Raw genomic sequence first — 5,477 nt, forward strand, 5'->3', positions numbered from 1 at the left:
AGCGGAAATCAACAGGCAATTTTAACAGAGCCATTCAATTATAAAGAAACAAAATAATTATTATTTATTATGATAACTAAACTATTTAAAAAATATACCGATAAGAATTAATAAAGGAATAGGAGGGAACTACAAATGAGAATTAATGATACGAAAGTTGGTTTTTATTCCTACCAAAATCAATCGAATCGTTCAAATACAAATAACACCACTAAAAAGACATCTACTTCTGCAGACGTTAGCATATCATCACGCGGCCGTGAAATCTCTCAAGCCATGATGTCTGAACAAGCACAACGTCAACAGCGCATTCAAGAATTGAAACAACAAATTGCTGACGGAACCTACAAAGTAGACAGTAGTAAAATTGCTGAGAAAATGACTGCGTTTTGGAAAAATACATCAATCTAGGAGACAAGTAAATGGAACCCCTGAACACAATTATTCAAACCTTAGAAACAATGGTCGATGCACATAAACGATTACTAGATTTGGCCAAAGGGAAAAGAAACTTGCTGGTGGAAGGTAATATTCAGGGTCTTCAAAGTCAAATTCATCGTGAAGCATTATGCGTAGATGAAATTCAAAAACTAGAACAAATAAGAAAACAAAAAGTGCAAGAGTATATGGAACAGAAGGGGATTACTGATGATTCCCAAACCTTAGAAGAATTAATAAAGTTACAGCAAGATAACACTTATAAGGCTAAACTAACATCAGCTGCAAAACAATTGCGCAAGTTAATTCAGGAAATTTCTCAGATCAATGAGAATAACCAACAATTAATCCAAACTTCTCTATCATTTATACAATATTCTATTGGAATGTTTGCTAGGAAAGAACCGGCTATTGGCTACGGTCCAAATGCTAAAAATCGCTATACTAGCATGTTGGATGCGAAGATTTAGAGTTTTATTTTTTAGGAGGATTTGTCATGACATCAACCTTTCATGGGATCGAATTAGGAAAAAGAGGACTTGCGGCACAACAAACTGCCCTTTCTACCACTGGTCATAATATTGCGAATGCAAACACTACAGGGTATACACGTCAACGGGCAGAAATGATCGCCACAAAGCCAGTTTCCATCCCAGGTATGCAAATCCAACTAGGGACCGGTGTTGAAGTAGATAAGCTTGTTCGCTTACGTGAGGACTATTTGGACGTGCAGCTACGTGGCGAGAATAAGAGTTTGGGTTATTGGGAAGCGAAAAGTGATACCCTTACTAAGGTGGAAGAGCTATTAAATGAGCCGTCTGATGATGGATTAGCTTATACAATGGATGAATTTTGGAAGGGGTGGGAAGAGCTGTCGAAGAATCCAGACAGTGCTGCCGCCCGTGCCGTTGTAAGCCAAAAAGGGGTAGCAGTAACCGAGACTCTTAGACATATTTCCGAGTCGTTAAATCAAATTCAGGATGATCTTAAATTAGTTATTAAAACGAAAACGGATTCAGTTAATTCATTAGCAGCACAAATTGGAAACCTCAATGATCAAATTGGTCGGCTTGTTCCAAATGAATATCAGCCGAATGATCTATATGATCAACGGGATGTTTTAATTGATCAGCTATCTAAGCTAGTTGATGTAAAGGTTTCCCCTCCAAATAAAGATACAGGAGTAGTAGATATCTCTGTTGGTGGCGTTCTACTTGTTTCAGGGAAAACAGCTAACACGCTAACAGTTGATACATCAAGCGGGGTTGTAGATCCTGCAAATATCAAAATTGGGAATACCCAAGTTGCCTTAAATTCCGGTGAATTATTAGGAAGAATTGAGTCTTTTGGAATTTTAGGAGGGGGAGTAAAATCCACTATACCTACGATTCAGGAGAAAATGAATAATTTAGCGATGACATTTGTCAATGCCGTTAATACCGTTCATGAAAAAGGGATGAACTTGGATAATATTAACGGAACTTCTACCAATAAAGTGCCGTTTTTTATTGGAACGAATATGAATGATATTGCCGTTAATCCTGATATTTTGAAATCTCCTAGTTTGATAGCTGCAGCTAAGGAGGAAGCATCCGGCCAATCATCAACAGGAAATGGTAAAAATGCGCAAGACATTGCTAATATTAAATTTACTGCTCTTGGTTTTCCTGGAATCAACTCTACGGCAGATGATTATTACCGTAATATTATCGGTCAGCTAGGTATTGACTCACAGGAAGCTCAGAGAATGCAAAGCAACTCAGAAGTGATTATTCAACAAGTAGAGAACCGCCGCCAGTCTGTATCTGGTGTATCGTTGGATGAAGAAATGGCGAACATGATTAAGTTCCAGCAGGCATACAATGCTTCAGCTAGGATGGTAACAGTAGTGGACCAATGTCTAGATAAAATCATTAACGGCATGGGCCGTGTAGGCTTGTAGGAGGGATAATATGACCTTGCGTGTCACTCAAAATATATTGAATCAGAATTTGTTGTTTAATTTACTGCGAACCAATAAGACGATGGACCAATTACAAGAACAGGTATCATCAGGCAGAAAGATCAATAAACCTTCTGATAATCCAGTAACAGCAGTACGAGGCATGTTTTATCGTTCATCATTAAACGAAATTGATCAGTATAAAAGAAATGCAGATGATGGACTTTCCTGGATGACTTCAACGGACGAAGCACTTGATGAAGTCACCTCTGTACTTCAACGGGTAAGAGAGCTTACAATACAAGGTAAGAATGGAACGAATAGTGAAACCGACCGGAATGCTATTGCTGAAGAAATCAGCCAATTAAAAGAGCATCTAGGGGAGATTTCAAACTCTCAGATAGCTGGAAAATATATTTTTGCAGGTACCGATGTAAAAACTCCTCCATATAGCAGTGCTACAAAAGAATTTACAAATGCTAACAATGAAAAACTAGAATTAGTGGTGGGGCAAAATAACACAGTGCAAATCAATGTGAAGGGCATAGATGTATTTAACAACGATGGAGCTGGCGGGATCTTTAAAGTACTTTCAGATATTGAAACTGATTTTCGTTCGCCCAATCCAGGATCAACAGACCATTTAGCACAATTAGACGGCCAAATGGACAACCTTCTCAGACATCGCTCTGAATTAGGTGCACGAATGAACCGGATGGAATTAAGTATCTCACGAATAGACGGGCTTGAAGTATCGACTACACGCTTATTATCTGGTGAAGAGGATGTTGATATGGCAGAAGTTATCACCAATCTAAAAGCCCAAGAGAATGTGCAGCGGGCTGCTTTATCTGTTGGTGCTCGTATTATCCAACCCTCTTTAGTAGATTTCTTACGTTAATCATATGGGGCAGCGCAATTTTTTTGTGATTGCCCTTTTTTTATGCAATTTTATCCTTAACTTTTTTTTCCAATATCCGATAAAATATAAATAAGACATATTTTAATTGAACAGATTATCAGGAGGACTCTATGTATCCAAAAGTGAATCAAAACATAATGATCGATATACTAACCCATGAACTATCCTGTAAGTCAAATATTGCCGAGATTGGAGAAAAAGAGATTCTCATTAGTATTCCACTTGATAGAGAAATAATTGGTCTGTTATCTATAGGGACAAAATTAGAAATATCTTATATTATTGGTGAAAATAAATTTGAATTTAGGACTGAAATTATAGGCAGGACTAGAGATACCATTCCACTGCTCCGCCTAGCGAAGCCGAATGAAAATGAGATTATCAAAATCCAACATAGAGAAAATGTTCGAGTGAATTCAAATTTACGTTTATTGATTGAAGGGAATGAACTACATACCATCAATATTAGTGCTGGCGGAGTACTATTTTCATGTAAACTAGATTCCCAATTTCATGAGGGTGAAGAAATTGCTGGTACCTTATTCGTTCCAGATTTACGGAGTAAGGAACTAGTACAAGTCCCAATTCAAGGAAAAGTAATTCGAAGTAGTTTGATGAGAGAGATCGAAAGAAGATATGTAGCTCTAGAATTCACTTCAATCAAACGACCTGATCAAATGAAAATTATCCAGCATTGTTTTGAAAAGCAAAGACAAATCCGCTTAAAGGAACGATAATATTTGTTTATAAAAAAAGCCTTCTTCATTCAAAAAGAAAGGCTTTTTTGTTGTTTTCTACTAAAAAAGCCTCTATTAATATTTAAATAAGGTGTTTACAGATAATTACAAATTTTATATAATTAACATGTTCATGTAAATACTAGTAATAGATTTTTTTGATTGAACGACACCCATAAAAAATTCATAAGATCGAATACATATAGTAAGAGAATGATAACGAAAGTGCGTTTGAAATGACAAATGATTTTGATGCTTGTATTATTGTTGTTTAGGATTATTGCTTTTGTACCAATCGTTCATTTCTAATAATCATGTAGGAGGTATTCTTATGAGTTTAAAATCCGCACTATCTGAGCTGAAAGAGGCATTTGCGAATCAGGAATTAGGACAATCAGAAGAGTCTTTCATTCATGAGTTGGAGAATAAAAACAATTTGACTTCTGGATCATTAGTTTATTATTTTAACAATTTGATGATGTTTAATATGACTGAAAATAATCAAAATAACATGGATTCAAAAAAGACGAATCGTAAATGGACCAAAAATGAAATTACCTTTATGTTTCAATATATTAAAGACCGGCAAGAAGAGGGTGCACTAAATATTACGGAAATATTAGAGGAGGCAGCGCAACTGCTGAACCGAGGCTATCAATCTGTAAACTATAAATATTATTCCACGTTAAAGTCGAATGAAAAAGAGCCAAAATCGAATCAAAAAGCCCTTCATTTTACAACGATTAATGAAAATAACGTACCGGTTATTTCAATTGAAGCAATTAATGAGGTACCTGCACTTCCTCAAGCTACCTATCAAAATACTGAACAGAATACTGATTTGCTAGATATTTTGTCAGGGCTTATTACGAACGTACAACAACTTCCCGGTCTAAACCTAAATGAAATGTTGAGAGGGTTATACCAATTAACCAATATGGCCCTTCAAAACCAGGAAGCTGTTCAACAAGTTGAGACAATGAAATCGACAATCAATCATGAAAAAGAAGCACTTAGGGAAAAACTGGTTAAGAGAGAGCATCAACTAAAACAAGAGAAAAAACGAAATGACGAATTACAGTTAGAAGTTTCTAAGTTAGCTAGAGAAATTACTGCATTTAATAAATTGGGGGATGCAGCTAAGATACAAAATCTTAAATCCTATAACCAAAGACTTAACTATATTATCGATAGCTTTGGAATAGTTCTCCAGGTCGGCAGCTAAGCAAATCAAAAAAAAAGATACTCCATTTTGAATTGGACTATCTTTTTTTTATTTGAATGTGTTAAAGAACAGTGTTGATTTTTACACCCTGTTGATTGAAGCGGAAGGCACGAAGACTCCTGTGGGAGTATGGTTCAGGGGAGACCCCGCAGGCGCATGCGCCGAGGAGGCTCGCCGAAACACCCACGGAAAGCGAAGTGCCTGGAGCGGAAA

Annotated in this window: 6 protein-coding genes; all 6 read left to right on the top strand. The window is 36.5% G+C overall.

Annotation, left to right across the window (positions count from 1 at the left end; genetic code table 11):
* Positions 1-135: 135 nt before the first annotated feature.
* The 6 genes from flgM (at position 136) to ABES03_RS25665 (ending at position 5,264) form a co-directional block, all read left to right on the top strand.
* Positions 136-411: a flagellar biosynthesis anti-sigma factor FlgM gene (gene flgM / locus ABES03_RS25640; protein WP_308079701.1), complete on the top strand. Its 276-nt coding sequence runs from the start codon at positions 136-138 to the stop codon at positions 409-411.
* Positions 412-422: 11 nt separating this feature from the next.
* Positions 423-908: a flagellar protein FlgN gene (locus ABES03_RS25645; protein WP_430122034.1), complete on the top strand. Its 486-nt coding sequence runs from the start codon at positions 423-425 to the stop codon at positions 906-908.
* 26 nt (positions 909-934) lie between these two features.
* Positions 935-2,380: a flagellar hook-associated protein FlgK gene (gene flgK / locus ABES03_RS25650; protein ID WP_430122036.1), complete on the top strand. Its 1,446-nt coding sequence runs from the start codon at positions 935-937 to the stop codon at positions 2,378-2,380.
* A 10-nt stretch (positions 2,381-2,390) separates the two neighbouring features.
* Complete coding sequence (flgL, locus tag ABES03_RS25655; RefSeq protein ID WP_430122038.1) at positions 2,391-3,281, top strand: flagellar hook-associated protein FlgL; 891 nt, start codon at positions 2,391-2,393, stop codon at positions 3,279-3,281.
* 131 nt (positions 3,282-3,412) lie between these two features.
* Entirely contained in the window at positions 3,413-4,039 is a 627-nt protein-coding gene (locus ABES03_RS25660; protein ID WP_430122040.1) for a flagellar brake protein, read from the top strand.
* A 331-nt stretch (positions 4,040-4,370) separates the two neighbouring features.
* Positions 4,371-5,264, top strand: coding sequence for a hypothetical protein (locus ABES03_RS25665; protein ID WP_430122042.1), 894 nt, complete (start codon positions 4,371-4,373; stop codon positions 5,262-5,264).
* Positions 5,265-5,477: the final 213 nt, after the last annotated feature.

The organism is Neobacillus rhizosphaerae (assembly GCF_050477885.1).
GTDB lineage: Bacteria > Bacillota > Bacilli > Bacillales > Cytobacillaceae > Neobacillus > Neobacillus rhizosphaerae_A.